The sequence below is a fragment of the Ruegeria sp. AE4 genome (assembly GCF_056542185.1).
Window position 1 is genome coordinate 95,078 of the sequence record NZ_JBQFZK010000014.1, and the last position, 16,984, is coordinate 112,061.

Consider the following 16,984-nt stretch of genomic DNA (forward strand, 5'->3'; position numbering starts at 1 on the left):
TAAAGATCAACGGGGTGGATCAGGTGATGGTCCACGACTTCGGTATTGATGCGCCGATTTCCGCTGCAAAATCCTCAAGGAACTGAAACATTCGGCCCGCCCTTACCTGCGCAATCTGCTTGCCTGCATCCGTCAGCATGTCGTCCGGCAGGGTCAGCAGCTTAACCTTCCAGTGATCAATCGAATACCGCAGATCGTCCAGCGGGCGCGCTTCTGCGAATGGATCAGCCGGATCATAGAGAACACGCCCCAAAGCACCTGATACAGAAAATGTGCGCGCAATCCCAATGGCCCCCAAGGCGTCAAGGCGATCTGCATCCCTCAGAATCCGGGCCTCGAGCGTTTCGGGTGGGATGTTGGCCGAGAAGCTATGGGCCTCTATCGCATGTTGCGCGGCCTGAACCTGATCGTCGGAAAAGCCCAGTTTTGCCAGAATAGGCCCTGATTCAGCAGCTGACCGGCGTGAGGCAAACAGTCGGTTCGGGTCATTCTTGGGTAGGTTGACCAGATCATGAAGATAACAGGCTGCCAACAGGACGGGGATGTCCGCCTGAGCGCCTGCAATGGCCTGAGCATTGGTCCAAACACGATCCAGATGGGCCAGGTCATGGGCCGGATCAGTTTCCATGCGTTGCGCGACAATGGCACGCAAACGCGCGCGCAGATCAGCCGATCCGTCCACGGTTTTCTCCGATCTGACCACGGTGCAGCAGTAGGTGGTCCAGGATGACACAGGCCATCATCGCCTCACCGACGGGAACGGCGCGGATGCCAACACAGGGGTCATGACGGCCCTTTGTGATGATCTCGGTCTCTTCACCGGATTTTGTAATGGTTTTGCGGGTGGTCAGGATCGAAGAGGTCGGTTTGACCGCAAAGCGCACGACAATGTCCTGCCCGGTCGAGATGCCGCCCAGAATGCCGCCTGCGTGGTTTGAACTGTATTGCGGACCATTCTGACCCATGAAGATTTCGTCGGCATTGGCTTCACCAGTCAGTTCGGCGGCAGCCATGCCTTCGCCGATCTCGACACCTTTGACAGCGTTGATCGACATCATCGCGGCCGCGAGATCGGTGTCTAACTTGGCGTAGATCGGCGCCCCAAGCCCTGCCGGGACTCCACGTGCCACAACCTCGACCACGGCCCCGACCGAGTTGCCGGATTTGCGCAGGTCATCCAGATAGGTCGCCCAATCCCCGGCCGCCTGTTCATCAGGCGCCCAGAACGGGTTCTGTTCAATCTGCGCCCAGTCGAATTTGACGCGGTCGATCTTGTGCGGACCGATCTGGGTCATGTATCCGGTGATCTGCACATTCGGCGCGATCTGCCGGATGGCCTCGCGCGCCAGTCCACCCGCGGCCACGCGCGACGCGGTTTCCCGGGCTGAACTGCGCCCACCCCCGCGATAATCGCGGATGCCGTATTTCTGCCAGTAGGTGATATCGGCATGGCCCGGACGGAACTTGTCCATGATGTCGCCGTAATCTTTCGAGCGCTGATCGGTGTTTTCGATCATCAGTTGCACGGGCGTGCCTGTAGTTTGGCCTTCGAACACGCCAGAAAGGATCTTGACCTGATCTGGTTCGCGCCGCTGCGTTGTGAACTTGTTTTGCCCCGGTTTGCGCTTGTCCAGCCAGTGCTGGATCATCGCCTCGTCAATCGCAACGCCCGGCGGGCAACCGTCGACAGTGGCGCCCAAGGCGGGCCCATGGCTTTCACCCCAAGTGGTGACGCGGAAAAGATGGCCAAAGCTGTTCATCGACATGGGGCGTGCTCCTTTGCGGATCGTGATTAGCGGGCAAGGCCCCCGGCCTCAAGCGGATTTGGCCGTTGACGGTTTGAACGCCGCCCGTCGGGCGGCGCATTTTTGAGTATTTTCGAAAAGATGAAGATCAGGCGGCCTGCGCGACTTTCGCACGGGTTTCTGAGATCATCAGCGCGGCCTGAGCCGCTTCGCGCCCTTTTTGTACGAAATGGTCGAGGTAGATCGCATTGTGATGATCGGTTTCCTGATATTGGTGCGGGGTCAGCGAGACCGAAAGGACAGGAACCCCTGTATCAAGCCCGGCGCGCATCAGACCATCGACCACGGCCTGCGCAACGAAATCGTGCCTGTAGATGCCACCATCAACGACAAAGGCAGCGCAGGCGACGGCGGCATAGCGCCCGGTCCGGGCCAGATCACGGGCCAGCAGGGGCATCTCGAACGCGCCGGGAACGTCGTAGACATCGACTTGTTCCGAGGGGACGAGTTCGAGGAAGCCGTCGAGCGCGCGGTCAACAATATCGGAATGCCAGTTGGCTTTTACAAAAGCATAGCGGGTGTGTGTCATCATGATCTCCTTTCAGTTTGGTGGCCTGCTGGCAGTCGCGAGAACCGGTTCCCACTTTTCGCTGCCAGCCCGGCATGACACGTCACCCAAGGCGATCACGAGCAGGCGCGCCGTGTTACCGGCGCGGCTTGCACGTTCTCTTTCATCCGGACTTTGACCGTCGGCTCTGGCGTCTCACCAGATCTGCTGACACCCCGAAAGCCGGGGCCGCTCGCGGGCTTACGGGCCGTGGCCCGCACACCGCCGGTGGGGAATTCCACCCCGCCCTGAGAACGAGGCGGACCTTGCCAAGAACTGTCCGACGCTGCAAGAGATTTGACAGGAGGACACTCATGCACCCTAACCCCGTTTTTCGCGCCGAGGATCGTGCGCGTCATGTTGAACTCGCCCGCGACCGGGCGTTTGGCGTTCTGGCACTCTCTGCGGAAGAGGGCCCGTTATTAAGTCATGTCCCGTTTTTGTTGTCCGAAGACGGATCAATGGCTGACCTGCATCTTGTGCGCTCGAACCCTGTCGTGCGTGCGCTGCACGAACCGCAGCGCGCAAAGATCGCGGTGCAGGGGCCGGATGCATATATTTCGCCCGATTGGTACGGTGTCGAAGATCAGGTTCCGACATGGAATTATGTCGCCGTACACCTGATCGGAAAGCTTGAGCTACGCCCGCAGGACGAGTTGCGTGACGTACTTGACCGCCAATCTGCATTCTACGAAAAGCGGCTGCTGCCCAAGGCCCCATGGGTCACGGCAAAAATGTCCTCGGACGCGCTGAACAAGATGATGCGCATGATCGTTCCGTGCCGCATGCAGGTTGAAGATATTCAGGGCACGTGGAAGCTTGGTCAAAACAAACCCGAAGGTGCGCGAAATGCTGCCGCTGATCAGGTGTCCTCTGGCTTTGGCAGTGAAATCGCCCAGCTGGCCGCCTTGATGCACAAGGCTTAACCAGCATCAGGCGCCGGGTTTACTGGGGGCTGAAGGTAGCCAGATAAGCGGCAATGTCGTCTGCACCGGTCTTGAGTTTGACGCTCATGTTCGGACGGGCAGTTTCGTCATCCAGAAATTCCTTGATGAAGCCGATCGGATCCTGCGCATAAGCAACGATGTTTTCCTCGGTCCAGACCAGACCCGCTTCGCCGGCACGGATCATGTCATCCGTGAACATGCCGATCGGCAGGCGCTCGCTGCCATAGCGATAATCGTTTTCGGACCCGGCCACGCGACCGACGACGCCATACAGATTCGGGCCGGTGATTCCACCTTTGACCAGAACTTCTCCATCCTTGATGATCGCATGACACGAAGAACAACGGTTATATATTGCCTCACCGTTCGCGGGGTCGCCCGCGGCAAGGGTCTGAGAGGGCAGGGCCAATGTGCACAAGGCAGCGGCCAGAATGATCTTTGACATTGGGGTCTCCTTGCAGGAGTTCGCACGCCTTTTGCGCTGTCCTTTATTCGCGCGGAAAGTGCAACAGGTGAGGCGCGTGCAATTTGTAATTTAAATCATCTATTTAGCGAGTATGTTTTTGCTGAAAACAATCTCCGTTTCGAAGTCTTGATTATGTACCTTTTGGGCGCAAATCAGCGGCACCCAGGACAGGCTTCAAATACCCAACCCGGGTGGCGGAAGGCGGGGTGCGAAAGCGAATCAATGACGCATGAATCGAAGTTGCCGACAAAGTCGCACGCGAGATTCACCAAAAAACACTCTCCGCAGCTGCTGGAAACGACACATGCGGCGTATTGCGCGTTTATGAACGCTGGACGAACACTATTCTCCCCGATAGTAAGCGCGGTTAAGACACCGCATTCGTGCGGTGCGCGAGCTATTTGCCCGTCCGCGGGCGCCAGACAATCGGAGATAACCTCGTGTCCCACGCAGAAGACCACGAAGGCACCCGCAGAGATTTCCTGTACTACGTCGCTGGCGGCGCAGGTGTCGTTGCAACGGGTGCAGCCGTATGGCCCCTGATCAACCAAATGAACCCATCGGCAGACGTTCAGGCGCTGTCCTCGATCCGTGTGGATGTGAGCGGTGTTGAGCCGGGTACGCAGCTGACCGTCAAATGGTTGGGAAAACCCGTCTTTGTCCGTCACCGCACCGGTGCCGAGATTCAGGAAGCTCAGAAACAGGACGCCGAAGGTGTTGATGCGCTGCCCGATCCGCTGGCCCGCAACTTTAACCTGAGCGCCGATGCCCCTGCGACCGACGCAAACCGTGTGATGCCGTCGCCGGAAGGCGAAGCGCCGGGTGCATGGGTCGTCCAGATGGGTGTTTGTACCCACCTCGGCTGTGTGCCTCTGGGTGATGCAGGCGACTTTGGTGGCTGGTTCTGCCCCTGCCACGGTTCACACTACGACCTTGCTGGTCGTATCCGCAAAGGCCCCGCGCCTGAGAACCTGCCCATTCCGCCCGCAGAGTGGGTGGACAACGGCACAATCAAACTCGGCTAAGGGAGACCCAAACTTATGTCCGGAATTCCCCACGATCATTACGAGCCGAAGACAAACGGCGAGAAATGGCTGAACAGCCGCCTGCCGATTGTTGGCCTGCTGTATGACACCCTCATGATCCCGACCCCCAAGAACCTGAACTGGTGGTGGATCTGGGGCATCGTTCTGGCGTTCTGCCTGGCGCTGCAAATTGTCACCGGTATCATTCTGGTGATGCACTATACGCCGCATGTTGATCTGGCATTTGCCAGCATCGAACACATCATGCGCAACGTAAATGGCGGCTACTTCATCCGCTACCTGCACATGAATGGCGCATCGCTGTTCTTTGTTGCGGTCTACATCCACATCTTCCGCGGCTTGTTCTATGGCTCATACAAAGCCCCGCGCGAGATCACGTGGATCGTCGGCATGCTGATCTACCTGATGATGATGGGCACCGCCTTCATGGGCTATGTTCTTCCATGGGGTCAGATGTCCTTCTGGGGTGCGACTGTGATCACCGGTCTGTTTGGTGCCATTCCGTTTGTGGGTGACGCGATCCAGACCTGGCTGCTGGGCGGACCCGCGGTGGACAACGCCACGCTGAACCGCTTCTTCTCGCTGCATTACCTGCTGCCGTTCATCATCGCGGCTTTGGTCGTGGTACACATCTGGGCCTTCCACACCACGGGCAACAACAACCCCACAGGTGTTGAAGTGCGTCGCGGCTCGAAGGACGAGGCGAAGAAAGACACGCTGCCGTTCTGGCCGTATTTCGTGATCAAGGACCTGTTCGCGCTGGCCGTAATCCTGGTCGTGTTCTGGGCCGTTGTCGGTTTCATGCCGAACTATCTGGGCCACCCGGACAACTACATCGAAGCCAACCCGCTGGCGACACCCGCACATATCGTGCCTGAATGGTACTTCCTGCCGTTCTACGCGATCCTGCGTGCCTTTACCGGTGAAGTCTGGGTTGTTCAGTTTGCCAGCTTCATCACCGGTGGTATCGTTGACGCCAAGTTCTTCGGTGTTCTGGCGATGTTTGGTGCGATCCTGGCCATGGCGCTGGCGCCCTGGCTGGACACGTCGAGCGTGCGTTCGGGCAAGTACCGTCCGATGTTGAAATGGTGGTTCTACCTGCTGATCATCGACTTCTTCGCCCTGATGTGGCTGGGTGCGATGCCTGCGGAAGAACCCTATGCGACCTTCTCGCTGATCGCATCGGCCTACTGGTTCGCCTATTTCTTCGTGATCCTGCCGATCCTTGGTGTGATCGAGAAACCTCTGGCCCAGCCCGAGACCATCGAAGAAGACTTCAACGCGCATTATGGCAAGGCTGACGCCGACGCCACGCCGGCCGAGTAAGAAGAGGGACCGGAAACATGTTCAAGAAACTTGCAATCGGCGCCGCGCTTGCTCTGGCCCTGACCCCTGCTGCATCCATTGCAGCAGGTGGTGGTGAGCAGCATATCGAAGATTTCGCCTTCTCGTTCGAAGGCCCGTTCGGCACCTGGGATCAGCAACAGCTGCAACGCGGCCTGCAGATCTATACCGAGGTCTGCGCGGCTTGCCACGGTCTGCAATACGTGCCGCTTCGTGACCTGGAAGCGTTGGGTTACTCGGAAGAAGAAGTCATCGCATACGCTGCTGGCAACTTCGAAGTCTTCGACCCCGAGCTGGACGATTTCCGCCCGGCGATCCCCACCGATCACTTCCCGGCCAATACCGGCGTCGGCGCTCCGGACCTGAGCTTGATGGCAAAGGCGCGGGCTGGCTTCCACGGGCCTTACGGCCTGGGCATAAACCAGCTGGTCAAAGGCATGGGTGGCCCGGAATACATCGCCTCGCTGCTACACGGCTACACTGGCCACGAAAAAGAAGAAGCGGGTGCAGTGCTCTACGAAAACACCGCCTTCCCCGGCGGCTGGATTTCGATGGCGCCTCCGCTGGCTGACGAGCAGGTCGAGTTTGCGGACGGGCACTCGAACACGGTTGAGCATATGGCCGAGGACGTTGCCGCATTCCTGATGTGGGCGGCCGAGCCAAAGCTGACAGACCGCAAGAACGCAGGCTTTGTCGGTGTCATCTTCCTGACCGTTCTGTCGGTGCTGCTGTACCTGGTCAACAAGCGCCTCTGGGCACCGCACAAGGGCAAACTCCGCAAGGAAGATTGATCCGATCCGTCCTACCGGATTTTACTAAATCAGCCCCCGCGCCGTCAGGTTGCGGGGGTTTTCTTTTTCCAAGCCTCCATCAGCGCGCGCTTATTTGACCGAAATAAGCGCCGGGTCAATGGATTGGACAGCTTCACAGGCGCACATCAGCCACAACGGCTGATCAACTGCCGTTTGTCTGAAACACGGAGTCACGACAATGAAACTTCCTATTCTTTTTGCCTCAATTCTATTTGCAACGCCGGTATTGGCACTGGATCTCGCACCCGATGCCGAGCTTGGAAAGTCCGAAGCCGAAATTCGGCAAACTCTGACAGGCATGGGATTCGATGTCCGCAAAATCGAGACGGAAGACGGCAAGATCGAAGCCTATGTCGTCAAGGATGGTAAACTGGCCGAGGTTTACGTCGACCCCGCAAGCGGCAAAGTCGTCAAGATTGAGGATCAGTAACCAGAATGTCCGAAACAGAATTGATGCATCGTGGGCGCACAGGCGCCCACGAAGTTCAGGTCTGGGATCCTTTGGTCCGGCTGGTTCACTGGGTCGTAGCCTTGTGCGTTCTGATCAATGCGGCGATATCCAATCCCGAGGGCGCGTTCCACGAATATGTGGGCTATGTCGTGCTGGCTTTGGTCTTGTTGCGGTTGCTTTGGGGGTTAACGGGTCCGGCTTTTGCCAGGTTTGCAGCCTTCCCTTTCAGCCCCCGTTCGGCACTCAACCACCTGCGCGACATGGGGCGGGGTGACCAAAGCGTGCACCTTTCACACAACCCTCTGGGGGCCTTAATGGTCTATAACCTCTGGGCGACACTGCTGGCTTTGTGTGTGACAGGGTTCATGATGGGGACGGTTCGGTTCTTTGGCATCGAATGGGTCGAAGATCTGCACGAACTGGCCTTCAACTGGCTGATGCTGTCTGTTCTGCTGCATGTTGCCGGGGTTGTCATTGATCAGAGGCGAACAGGTGTCGCTTTGGCAAAGGCTATGATAACAGGGCGGAAGAAAATACCTGAGGATTGGTCAACCAAATGATCAAATGGATCAGCAGCCATTGGCGGCCCGGCGATGCAGACGCTCACCGGGCTGTACTTATGTCGATAATGATCATTGTTCAGGTACTTTGCGTGGTGTTTTACCTTGGCGACGTCGCTCTGGATTTGAAGGAAGGCGAGGGGCCTTCTCATGTAAGTCTTGAGGCTTTTGTCGCATTTGTTCTGCTTGCCGGAGTTGTTTTTTTCATGATTGAACTTCGACGCCTGCTGGCAAGGGTGGAACAGACCAAGCTTGGCCTACAGGCCGCGCAGGGTGAAATGAGCGTGGTTATCAACACGTTCTTCGACCGTTGGGGACTTACCACCGCCGAGCGTGATGTGGGTCTATTGGTTCTGAAAGGGTTGGATAACGAAAACATCGCGCGCATCCGGGGGCGGGCCGTAGGAACCGTGCGCGCGCAGACCGCCTCGATCTATGCCAAAGCCGGGGTTGACGGACGTGCGCAGCTAATAAGCGTATTCATGGAAGAATTGCTTGTCGCAGATGGCGAGGCTGCGGACCTTCAGACAACCAAACTGTGATCATTCGCCCCAATGGCTCGGGCGGTTACGATCTGGCCTTCGGGCTGAGGTGCATTGAACGTAACTTCGGTGAATTGTTCCGTCCGCCCCTTATGCGGGTTCTCCATCAGGATCCGGTGGGTTTTGCCGATCTGTTCTGACAGGTGTTTCCTGACCTGAACGTCCCCAGCCGCACGCAGACGGGCGGCGCGATCCTTGATTACATTTCCGTTCACCTGTTGCGGGATGCGAGCCGCTGGAGTGCCTTCGCGTTTCGAATATGGGAAAACATGCAGCCAGGTCAGATCGCAATCGGTAACCAGTTTCAGCGAGTTCTCGAAATGCGCTTCGGTCTCGGTCGGGAAACCTGCGATGATGTCGGCACCAAAGGTCATGTCGGGGCGCAGTTTCCGGGCCTCTTCGGTAAACCGAATGGCATCGTCGCGCAGGTGGCGGCGTTTCATGCGCTTCAGGATCAGATCGTCGCCATGCTGAAGCGACAGGTGCAGATGCGGCATCAGGCGTGGTTCGGTTGCGATGGCCTGCATCAGATTCTCGTCCACTTCGATCGAGTCGATCGAACTGATCCGCAGGCGGGCCAAATCCGGCACTAGTTTCAGGATGCGCATCACCAGATCGCCAAGTTTGGGCTGTGCAGGCAGATCGGCCCCCCATGAGGTCAGGTCGACGCCAGTCAGCACCACCTCATGATAGCCCCGATCCACCAGCCGCTTGATCTGATCCACCACAACGCCGGCAGGCACGCTGCGGGAATTGCCCCGGCCATAGGGAATGATGCAAAAGGTACAGCGGTGATCGCAGCCGTTCTGAACCTGCACATAAGCGCGTGAGCGTGTGCCAAACCCGTCGATCAGGTGCCCGGCCGTTTCGGTGACAGACATGATGTCATCGACCTGAACGGCCTCGGTCTCGCCGATAAAGTCGGCGGCCATGCCTTTCCAGGTTTCTGGCCGCATCTTTTCCGTGTTGCCGATCACCGCATCGACCTCGGCCATCTGCGCGAAGGTGTCGGGTTCTGTCTGGGCGGCGCACCCGGTAACAATCAGCCGGGCGTTCGGATTTTCACGACGCAGTTTCCGAATCTCCTGCCGTGCCTTGCGCACAGCCTCAGCTGTGACGGCGCAGGTGTTTATCACCACGGCATCCGTCAGTCCGGCTTGTTGCGACAGCTCTTTCATCGCCTCGGTTTCATAGGCGTTCAGGCGGCAACCCAATGTGGTGAATTTAGGCGGGTTCATCCCAGCGTCCCTAAGAACTCGGGCGACAACGTGCCCGAGAAGACGTGACAGGTTGACCCGGTCATCCAGACACCATCCTCGCGCCAGTCAACCCAAAGGGTTCCCCCATCAAGATCAATCTGCACCTTTCGCCCCGTCAGCCCACGCCGCGCCGCAGCCACCGCGGTTGCACAGGATGACGACCCTGATGCCAGGGTGATGCCCACGCCCCGTTCCCACACCCGCATGCGGATGTGATCCGGACCCACAACCTGAACCACCTGCACATTGGTGCGCTCGGGATACAAAGAATGGTGTTCATAGCGCGCGCCGAACTCGGCCAAGGGAATCGCCTCGGCGTTTTCAACAAAGAACGTGCAGTGCGGATTGCCCATACCCGTCGCTGTCGGGGTTCCCTCGATGGGCAGTTCCAGCGTGTCCATCTCTTCAGCCAGCGGAATTTCGTGCCATTCCAACTGAGGAAGACCCATATTGACCGAGGTCAGCCCATCACCTGCGTCCTGCGCAAAAAGCGTTCCACGTTGTGTTGTCAACGTCAGCTGGGTTTTGCCCGTCTCATCCATCAACATTCGTGCGATGCATCTTGTGGCGTTGCCACACGCCGCCGAAGTTGATCCATCCGAATTATAAAACACCAGATGCGCGTCCGCCGCACCGTTTTCGATTACGGCCAGCTGATCGAATCCCACACCAAAATGCCGATGCCCGATTCCTCGGGCCAGAGCCGGGGTAATCGAAACATCCTGCATGCGCGCGTCAACGACGACGAAGTCATTTCCCAGCCCATGCATCTTAACAAAGGGCAATCCGGTATCGAGTTTCTGTTGCATGGCGGCGATATAGCGTCGGTCGGAACATGAATCCACCCTGTCGCGTCGAATCGTGAAAAAAGGGGTTGACCCCCCTGCGCCACCTGCCTAAGTAGGCCGCCTATCGGGTCGCCGGAAACACAGGTTGTTTCAGCGAAACGAGGCGCAAATTAAGGGCTTGAACCCGGTTGGGAAATTGCCGTAAAGAGCGCCACGGATCGAGAAGATCCAATAAAAGAGTGGGCCGTTAGCTCAGTTGGTAGAGCAACTGACTTTTAATCAGTGGGTCGCAGGTTCGAATCCTGCACGGCTCACCACTTATTGAATAAAATCAAGTACTTGCGCGAGCGCCGAAGATGGCGTTGAGAATTGGTCAATCCGTGTCCGCCTTGTGTCCGCAGATTCAAGATCCAAATAATAGTTTCTTAGTATGAATCATGGAGTTTGACCATTTGGGTCACTTTTTTGGTCATTTTGCTTCCTAGACTTGGTCATCACCTACACAGGGTGGGCTGCGACGCGATGCTTGCATAGATCCGACTTAACTGAGATCTGTGCCTTCGTCTTTTCAAAGCGTAATTTCAATGATGAATATTGATGCGTGGTGAAGGCTGTCATTGATTATTGCAGGTTCTGTCATTCGCTATAAAGCGCGAGATTTACTTGGTTTCGAGCCCACTCAAGTTGCTGGCCGGTGCATTGAACCTGACGGAAAACCAGAATTCACCTTTACGAACTTTTGGAATAGCGGTAGACCTAGACCACAAGATATTGTGGTTTGATTGGAACTTAGAGATTGATAGTTCCTCGCATTGCTTGAATATTGAAGACCTAGCTCTAGCGGAGGATGAGCGCTAAATGCCTCTCGTAGCGCCCAAAGAATCTGATCCGCTAACAAAGGAACCGCCGCAGATTGTTGATACGCAGCTCACAAAGCTGCTTGATGACAGGGGAGCAGACCCTGACTACTGGTCTTCCAGGGACAGAGATCGGTCTGACAGCGCCCATAGAATCTTTCAGTACCCGGCTATGATGGTTCCAGTAGTGCAACGCCGGTTACTCGGAGCGGTTTTGGAAGCGCGACCGGATATACAATCAGTCTACGATCCATTCATGGGATCAGGCACCTCTCTCGTTAGCGGGATGCACTATGGTCTGAAAGTTTATGGAAATGATATTAATCCACTAGCTGTGTTGATTGGCCGTGTCCGGACGTCTCGTTTGGTCGAACCTGATGTTGGGGCGATTGCAGAGCAAGTCGCTAGTAATGCGGCAGCTGACACGCATGAAACTATCGAAACTTCTCTGTCAAACTTGGAAAAGTGGTTCCAACCGGGAGTCTCTGTAGAATTATCCCGTTTGCGTCGCGCAATTCGGGATTGCAAGGATCTTTGGGTTCGCCAATTCCTTTGGGTCACTTTAGCTGAAACGGTAAGACTGACCAGCAACGACCGAACTTCAACCTATAAGCTTCATGCTCGTCCGCAGTCGGAAATCGCCAAGAGAAATTTATCGCCTATCGCCGTGTTTCGTGAACTAGCGAGCAACAATTCCGAGAGCTTCTCCGCTTTTAGGCGCCGGTTAGATGAGTCACATCGGCTAAATTCAGGAAAATACGTAACCGACACAGACGTTCGTTTGGGAGATACTCGCCGAGCTAAAGACCACTGGCAAGATATAGCGCCGTTCGATCTACTGATGACGTCTCCTCCCTACGGGGACAATCTAACCACTGTTACTTACGGGCAGCACTCCTACTTGCCCCTGCATTGGATTGACTTCAAAGATATTGATCCATCGGCTGACGAGGCAACCCTCCGCACCACTCAAGAGATTGACAGACGTAGTTTAGGCGGTGCCGTGAAGGAAAATCTATGGAGCGAAACGAAACTGCTTGAAGCTTCACCTCGTCTTGCTCGTTTCGCTAGTGGCTTGCCTTCTAAGCCTGCTGATGGGCGTTCCAGGCTTATTCGGTTCTATAGAGACGTTGGAGCGAGTTTCGAGAGCATTCTCGACGCAATGAAGCTCAATAGTTATATGATTTGGACCGTTGGAAATCGTAGCATAGCAGGGCAACAGGTCCCGACAGATTTAGTTCTCAGTGAACTTTCTGAGGGGCTAAAATGCAAGGTAGTCACGACGTTGACACGACAGATACATCACAAACGCATGCCCGAAAGAAACGCCAGTTCGTCAACTATGCGGGAAGAGAAAATTCTCTTGATTCGCAAGGCTGAGGTTTGACCTGAATGGCCAATCCGCATTTTGATATTAGCGCTGCTGTTGTACGGCAATTGGGAGACGAGCTAGTCTCCGATGAAGTCACGGCAATCGTCGAGCTCGTCAAAAATTCTTACGATGCAGATGCCAACTATGCGCATGTGGTTGTAGACACAGCCGAGTCGCCACCAGGCGAGGATAGCAAGTTTTCTGGTGCCGTTGGCTACGTGACAATAGAAGACGACGGCATGGGGATGGATCGCGCCGACATTGAACGCGGTTGGCTGATGATTTCGCTGTCAGGCAAGCGAGTCATGAAAGCGTCTGGAAAAACGACTCCTAGGGGACGAACGCCTTTGGGTGACAAGGGTTTAGGACGCTTGAGCACCCAAAAGCTTGGGCGAAATCTGGAGCTCTACACCCGCAAGGATGGTCAGACAAAAACTCTGCACGTCGCATTTGCTTGGGATGCGTTTACCGATGATAAAAGTCTTAGCGAGGTGCCGGTTTCGATTGATCCTGTAAAGGGTCCTGGGCGGAGTAAAGGAACTAGGCTGGTAGTTTCCGGATTAAGGAACCCTGAAGTCTGGGGAGGCAACGCAGTTGAAAAACTAATTGCTGATCTCTCTCAGGTCATTTCACCGTTTCCCGAAGCACGACCCTTTCTCGTGACGCTACGCATCAATGGGCGGCCGATTGATTTGGGGCAGGTTTCTACGAAAGTGCGCAATGCCGCCGCGGCAAAATTCACTATCGATTTTGCTGATGGCACCTTATCTCTGACCGGTAAATTCCGACTCATGAAGCTTCGCGGAAATCAGGACCTTGACTCATTCGAGGCTCTATTGGCTAGTGATAATGGGCGGTCGTTCTTTGAATACCTTAAAACCAAGAAGGCTCCAGCGAATTTTAAGCTTAGTGATGACCCAAATTACTTTCTAGAATTTGATTACAGCGTCCCATTATCATCACTCGGCGGCGCAGAAAAAGAACCTTCTGACGATCCAGACACACCGCCTGTTATTGCTGATCCTGGTCCATTCAATGCTGAAATCGATGAGTTTGTACTTCGCGGCGATGAAATGGGCGCGAAGCTAGGTGGGCTGGCGAACACAAACGAAGTTAGAGAAATTGTAAAGCTACACGCAGGTATTAAAGTTTTCAGAGATGGCTTTGCGATCAAACCTTATGGTTTGAATGGTGAAGACTGGCTCCGCTTAAGCGCTCAGCAAACGAGTGGAAGTTCATACTATGGACTACGCCCACAGAACGTAGTCGGGTTTGTGGCGATTAGTGAGGCAACGAACGGCAACTTGAAGGAGAAGACAGACCGAGAAGGTTTTGTTTCTAATCCATACTCCCAGAATTTTCGGCGTCTAATGAACAAAGCCGTCGAAACCATCGGCGACTTCTACGAATGGACTCGCCGAAACTACAACAAGTTTAAGGCGAGTCAACCTGAGGCAACAAGGCCCTTCGAAGGCGGGCGGAAGGCAATCGCTGATGCTGAAAATGTTGCAAATCGCCTAGCCAGTTACAGTAAAACTGCCAAATCACTTGAAACTAATACAGCAGCTGCGCGGCAAAAAATTGCAACTGTGACAAGCCGTATCCAAAATACACCTTTGCTGACTAGTTCTGCTGAAAGGGAAATGGCTGAATTGCTTACCGAAGCGCAACAAGCGCTTCAAGAATCTCAAGCTCTGTTTTCTGATTTGACGAAATACGCGGCAGAGGCGAAAGACCTCGCGGCGATTGTTGCGGTTCTTTCCCCGCGCTTGGATGTGCTGTCCGACCAATTGCAGGACTTTTCTGAGCTGGCGGGTTTGGGACTTCTGGCTGAAGCGCTTTCACACGAGGTTCAAAATCAAACCGACCGGTTGATGCAAAAGGCTTCAGCGGCCGTTAAGCGTGCCAAGAAGACAACCCCACCAAACATGGATCTCTTAGTGCTGGGCCAAGAAGTTACGACGGCGGCGGCTGCACTTCGGCGACAGATTGGCCACCTGTCCCCTTCATTACGCTATCAGCGGGACAAGATTGAGGTTTTTTCTGTTTCGCAGCTCATTGATGACATTCGCGCCCACTTCGTGGATCGATGGGGAGCCAGCGGGATTCAGTCCGAAGTTGATCCTGACAGCTCTGATTTTTCCATTAAAACCAATCGTGGAAGATTGACGCAAGTTGTCGACAATATCGTTCTAAACTCAGAGTATTGGCTCAAAGAGGCACAAGCTAAACAGGCAAGCTTTAGCCCTAAGATAACCTTTAGCTACAAGTCACCGCGGCTTCAGATTTGGGACAATGCAGGCGGGGTAGACCCTGCGGTCGAAGACGCTCTATTCGAACCCTTCATTACCCTTAAACCGAAGGGTGAAGGTCGGGGTCTTGGCCTTTTCATATGCGCTCAAATATTAGAGTCGATGGGTGGAACTATTTCGCTTCTCAGTGTGAGAAATGAACACAATCGCAGGTACGTTTTTGAACTAGATCTTTCAGGAATAGTGGATGGCTAAGACACCGGAGCCTGATGCGAATGTCGCAGGCACATCTATTGAGGAAATTTTGGAAACTACCGCCGGACGGCCTATTGCCGAGATAGAAGCGGTAAACGAAGAAGGAACCGAGGCTGTTATGGATAGCCCCAGCGACAAGCTTGCTGAACTTTTTGACCATTTAAAAATTTTTAAAGTCGTCTTTGTAGACGACAAGGCAGAACAGCCGGTAGATGCAGGAAGCGTTTTCAAAGTTCTAGTGGAAAAAGACACCGCCAAAGAACCATTAGCCGCGTATTTTCCGAGCATTGAGTTGACAATAGAGAACGAAGCGCTTTTGGACCAGCTGGCCATGCGGCTGGGCGAACTCGATGCCGGAGATTTGTTGGGACTTCGTGATGTATTGTCTAAACACAGCGATGACGCTGCTGAGCGGGAAGCATTAGTTCGGCTAAAAGACCTTTTGCCGAAAAATACTGAAATACAACTCCTAACGCCGCATGCATGGCTCGATCAGCGAGATGCATTAATCGAAGAGTGTACAGAAGAACGAAGAAATCTGTTCTTTTTCGATCAAGAGTTGGAAGGTGACCAAGCAACTTTAGGATTCTCAAAGGGGTCCGATATCATTCGGGACATGGCTGAAAAAGAAAAGGCTGGCTTTGGAACTAGGTGGTTCTGCGGAATGTTGACCCATACTGTACAGTTGGGCAGCGAAGTAGAAGCCTGGCTCGCTTTGGAGAAGTCAGAAAATCTGGATCTTCAATATTTCATGCCAATAGCTAAGGCCACCTTAGACGATACATCTGCGTTCTACGGTGCCGTGTATCGCACGCTAATCACCACGTACAGTCAAACGATGAAAGGACTAGCGCAAGGCGCTTTTGAGGAGGCATTGAAAGATGCTTTGGAAAAATTTGCCAGCCTGGATCCAATCGACTTTGAACATATGGTGGTGAAGTCTTCTGAAATTGAAGGTGTATCCGAGCTAGACACTCTCATCCGGTTGTATGGAATAATCCAGAAGGACCAAGTTAAGTCGCAAATTCTTCAGGAGGCAAGAGTTGGCGAATTCACTTCTGCTGCCCGTTCGGCCAAGGAGATTGCCGACATCGGCCGTGAATTGTCCTCAACTTCGAAGGAGCGTCTCCAACAACTTCGCCGTGAGGAGCTTTACGAGAGCGATCAACTTGTAAACAGCTATAATGACCCGCTTCGAAACGGTGACTTGTTCGAGATCGGCGAAGGCGAAGCTGTTAAGCTCTGGGTCCTCATCGCGCAGCCTTGCGATTTAATGGTTCGTAGTAATGGCAAACGTGTACGAGAAGAAAACTTCAAGGTGGCTGTTCTTGCACCCGTTCGAACCAGGCCTCGAGGAAAGGCCGAGGTTGTCAAAGGTGGGTTGCACTTTTCGCTGGAACACTACGATCATGCAGGTGCTCAGTCAGCAATCGTTCAATTCGCTGACGCTACTCCAGCCAACTTACAAGTCCTTGACCTAGCCGTTTTTAAGAAGGACGGGCGTTGCCAACTATCTTCGGCTGCCGACCCAAACCTTAACCTTCCTAGTAGCGCTTGGGAAAAGCGGGACGCAGAACTAAGAAAGCACTTTGGACGTGTCGCGGTTTGCTGCCGCTCCTTTGATAGCATTTATTGCAGCAAAGGAGACGAACTATGGGACTGAAACGGACGGACGAATTTC

The 16,984-nt window shown here is 54.6% G+C and carries 16 protein-coding genes, 1 tRNA gene and 1 riboswitch; of the genes, 11 read left to right on the forward strand and 6 right to left on the reverse strand.

Annotation, left to right across the window (positions count from 1 at the left end; all coding sequences use genetic code 11):
* Positions 1–19: 19 nt before the first annotated feature.
* From ACR0EK_RS15865 to ACR0EK_RS15875, 3 genes are all read right to left on the reverse strand, one after another.
* A complete protein-coding gene (locus ACR0EK_RS15865; RefSeq protein ID WP_480898843.1) occupies positions 20–682 on the reverse strand; it encodes an HD domain-containing protein in 663 nt (220 codons plus the stop codon).
* On the reverse strand, positions 666–1,766 hold the full coding sequence (gene aroC, locus ACR0EK_RS15870) for a chorismate synthase (RefSeq protein WP_480898846.1): 1,101 nt from the start codon (positions 1,764–1,766) through the stop codon (positions 666–668). The genes ACR0EK_RS15865 and aroC overlap by 17 nt, the downstream gene beginning before the upstream one ends.
* Before the next feature lie 127 nt (positions 1,767–1,893).
* A complete protein-coding gene (locus tag ACR0EK_RS15875) occupies positions 1,894–2,334 on the reverse strand; it encodes a 6,7-dimethyl-8-ribityllumazine synthase (protein ID WP_480898848.1) in 441 nt (146 codons plus the stop codon).
* Positions 2,335–2,464: 130 nt separating this feature from the next.
* A riboswitch (FMN riboswitch) is annotated at positions 2,465–2,612 on the reverse strand.
* 54 nt (positions 2,613–2,666) lie between these two features.
* On the opposite strand from ACR0EK_RS15875, the gene ACR0EK_RS15880 reads away from it, so the two are divergent.
* A complete protein-coding gene (locus ACR0EK_RS15880; protein ID WP_480772963.1) occupies positions 2,667–3,278 on the forward strand; it encodes an FMN-binding negative transcriptional regulator in 612 nt (203 codons plus the stop codon).
* A gap of 19 nt (positions 3,279–3,297) precedes the next feature.
* Here ACR0EK_RS15880 and ACR0EK_RS15885 read toward each other — a convergent pair whose 3' ends face one another.
* Positions 3,298–3,744, reverse strand: a complete 447-nt coding sequence (locus tag ACR0EK_RS15885; RefSeq protein WP_480898850.1) for a c-type cytochrome — start codon at positions 3,742–3,744, stop codon at positions 3,298–3,300.
* Between the two features lie 461 nt (positions 3,745–4,205).
* Here ACR0EK_RS15885 and petA point away from each other — a divergent pair, with 461 nt between their 5' ends.
* The 6 genes from petA to ACR0EK_RS15915 all read left to right on the forward strand — a co-directional run bounded on the left by petA (position 4,206) and on the right by ACR0EK_RS15915 (position 8,520).
* Positions 4,206–4,790: a ubiquinol-cytochrome c reductase iron-sulfur subunit gene (petA, locus tag ACR0EK_RS15890; protein WP_267363183.1), complete on the forward strand. Its 585-nt coding sequence runs from the start codon at positions 4,206–4,208 to the stop codon at positions 4,788–4,790.
* Between the two features lie 15 nt (positions 4,791–4,805).
* On the forward strand, positions 4,806–6,137 hold the full coding sequence (petB, locus tag ACR0EK_RS15895) for a cytochrome b (protein WP_480772961.1): 1,332 nt from the start codon (positions 4,806–4,808) through the stop codon (positions 6,135–6,137).
* A gap of 17 nt (positions 6,138–6,154) precedes the next feature.
* Positions 6,155–6,946: a cytochrome c1 gene (locus ACR0EK_RS15900; RefSeq protein WP_480967938.1), complete on the forward strand. Its 792-nt coding sequence runs from the start codon at positions 6,155–6,157 to the stop codon at positions 6,944–6,946.
* A 199-nt stretch (positions 6,947–7,145) separates the two neighbouring features.
* A complete protein-coding gene (locus ACR0EK_RS15905) occupies positions 7,146–7,397 on the forward strand; it encodes a PepSY domain-containing protein (RefSeq protein WP_480506915.1) in 252 nt (83 codons plus the stop codon).
* A 5-nt stretch (positions 7,398–7,402) separates the two neighbouring features.
* The gene (locus ACR0EK_RS15910; protein ID WP_480898855.1) at positions 7,403–7,978 is read left to right on the forward strand and encodes a cytochrome b/b6 domain-containing protein; all 576 of its coding nucleotides are present in this window, start codon (positions 7,403–7,405) and stop codon (positions 7,976–7,978) included.
* Positions 7,975–8,520 (forward strand): helix-turn-helix transcriptional regulator, encoded by a 546-nt coding sequence (locus ACR0EK_RS15915; protein WP_480898857.1) that lies wholly within the window; start codon positions 7,975–7,977, stop codon positions 8,518–8,520. Before ACR0EK_RS15910 ends, ACR0EK_RS15915 begins: the two co-directional genes overlap by 4 nt.
* Here the strand turns inward: ACR0EK_RS15915 and mtaB are convergent.
* Positions 8,502–9,758 carry a tRNA (N(6)-L-threonylcarbamoyladenosine(37)-C(2))-methylthiotransferase MtaB gene (gene mtaB, locus ACR0EK_RS15920; RefSeq protein ID WP_480898860.1) on the reverse strand — a complete coding sequence of 419 codons (1,257 nt, stop codon included), beginning with the start codon at positions 9,756–9,758 and terminating at the stop codon, positions 8,502–8,504. The genes ACR0EK_RS15915 and mtaB overlap by 19 nt on opposite strands.
* Entirely contained in the window at positions 9,755–10,588 is an 834-nt protein-coding gene (gene dapF, locus ACR0EK_RS15925) for a diaminopimelate epimerase (protein WP_480898862.1), read from the reverse strand. Before dapF ends, mtaB begins: the two co-directional genes overlap by 4 nt.
* A 220-nt stretch (positions 10,589–10,808) precedes the next feature.
* On the opposite strand from dapF, the gene ACR0EK_RS15930 reads away from it, so the two are divergent.
* The 4 genes from ACR0EK_RS15930 to ACR0EK_RS15945 all read left to right on the forward strand — a co-directional run bounded on the left by ACR0EK_RS15930 (position 10,809) and on the right by ACR0EK_RS15945 (position 16,966).
* Positions 10,809–10,884: transfer RNA gene (locus ACR0EK_RS15930), tRNA-Lys, on the forward strand.
* Positions 10,885–11,680: 796 nt separating this feature from the next.
* Positions 11,681–12,811 carry a hypothetical protein gene (locus ACR0EK_RS15935; RefSeq protein ID WP_480967939.1) on the forward strand — a complete coding sequence of 377 codons (1,131 nt, stop codon included), beginning with the start codon at positions 11,681–11,683 and terminating at the stop codon, positions 12,809–12,811.
* Between the two features lie 5 nt (positions 12,812–12,816).
* Positions 12,817–15,303, forward strand: coding sequence for a sensor histidine kinase (locus tag ACR0EK_RS15940; protein ID WP_480967940.1), 2,487 nt, complete (start codon positions 12,817–12,819; stop codon positions 15,301–15,303).
* Complete coding sequence (locus ACR0EK_RS15945) at positions 15,296–16,966, forward strand: hypothetical protein (RefSeq protein WP_480967941.1); 1,671 nt, start codon at positions 15,296–15,298, stop codon at positions 16,964–16,966. The genes ACR0EK_RS15940 and ACR0EK_RS15945 overlap by 8 nt, the downstream gene beginning before the upstream one ends.
* Positions 16,967–16,984: the final 18 nt, after the last annotated feature.

Bases quoted from the DNA above. Each gene is read 5' to 3' on its own strand.
- aroC (WP_480898846.1), bottom strand. From the start codon at position 1,766: ATGTCGATGAACAGCTTTGGCCATCTTTTCCGCGTCACCACTTGGGGT.
- ACR0EK_RS15875 (WP_480898848.1), bottom strand. From the start codon at position 2,334: ATGACACACACCCGCTATGCTTTTGTAAAAGCCAACTGGCATTCCGAT.
- ACR0EK_RS15880 (WP_480772963.1), top strand. From the start codon at position 2,667: ATGCACCCTAACCCCGTTTTTCGCGCCGAGGATCGTGCGCGTCATGTT.
- ACR0EK_RS15885 (WP_480898850.1), bottom strand. From the start codon at position 3,744: ATGTCAAAGATCATTCTGGCCGCTGCCTTGTGCACATTGGCCCTGCCC.
- petB (WP_480772961.1), top strand. From the start codon at position 4,806: ATGTCCGGAATTCCCCACGATCATTACGAGCCGAAGACAAACGGCGAG.
- ACR0EK_RS15900 (WP_480967938.1), top strand. From the start codon at position 6,155: ATGTTCAAGAAACTTGCAATCGGCGCCGCGCTTGCTCTGGCCCTGACC.
- ACR0EK_RS15905 (WP_480506915.1), top strand. From the start codon at position 7,146: ATGAAACTTCCTATTCTTTTTGCCTCAATTCTATTTGCAACGCCGGTA.
- ACR0EK_RS15910 (WP_480898855.1), top strand. From the start codon at position 7,403: ATGTCCGAAACAGAATTGATGCATCGTGGGCGCACAGGCGCCCACGAA.
- ACR0EK_RS15915 (WP_480898857.1), top strand. From the start codon at position 7,975: ATGATCAAATGGATCAGCAGCCATTGGCGGCCCGGCGATGCAGACGCT.
- mtaB (WP_480898860.1), bottom strand. From the start codon at position 9,758: ATGAACCCGCCTAAATTCACCACATTGGGTTGCCGCCTGAACGCCTAT.
- dapF (WP_480898862.1), bottom strand. From the start codon at position 10,588: ATGCAACAGAAACTCGATACCGGATTGCCCTTTGTTAAGATGCATGGG.
- ACR0EK_RS15935 (WP_480967939.1), top strand. From the start codon at position 11,681: ATGGGATCAGGCACCTCTCTCGTTAGCGGGATGCACTATGGTCTGAAA.
- ACR0EK_RS15940 (WP_480967940.1), top strand. From the start codon at position 12,817: ATGGCCAATCCGCATTTTGATATTAGCGCTGCTGTTGTACGGCAATTG.
- ACR0EK_RS15945 (WP_480967941.1), top strand. From the start codon at position 15,296: ATGGCTAAGACACCGGAGCCTGATGCGAATGTCGCAGGCACATCTATT.